General features: G+C 52.3%; 1 rRNA gene. It reads left to right on the forward strand.

Annotation, left to right across the window (positions count from 1 at the left end):
• Positions 1–447 (forward strand): 16S ribosomal RNA (locus tag CIK04_RS31340); the annotation flags it as partial.

Below are 447 nucleotides of genomic sequence, written 5' to 3' on the forward strand. Positions count from 1 at the left end.
TGATGCAGCCATGCCGCGTGTGTGAAGAAGGCCTTCGGGTTGTAAAGCACTTTCAGTCGTGAGGAAGGTGGTAGTGTTAATAGCACTATCATTTGACGTTAGCGACAGAAGAAGCACCGGCTAACTCCGTGCCAGCAGCCGCGGTAATACGGAGGGTGCGAGCGTTAATCGGAATTACTGGGCGTAAAGCGCATGCAGGTGGTTTGTTAAGTCAGATGTGAAAGCCCGGGGCTCAACCTCGGAACTGCATTTGAAACTGGCAGACTAGAGTACTGTAGAGGGGGTAGAATTTCGAGGTGTAGCGGTGAAATGCGTAGAGATCTGAAGGAATACCGGTGGCGAAGGCGGCCCCCTGGACAGATACTGACACTCAGATGCGAAAGCGTGGGGAGCAAACAGGATTAGATACCCTGGTAGTCCACGCTGTAAACGATGTCTACTTGGAGG

The organism is Vibrio sp. 03_296 (genome assembly GCF_002265885.1).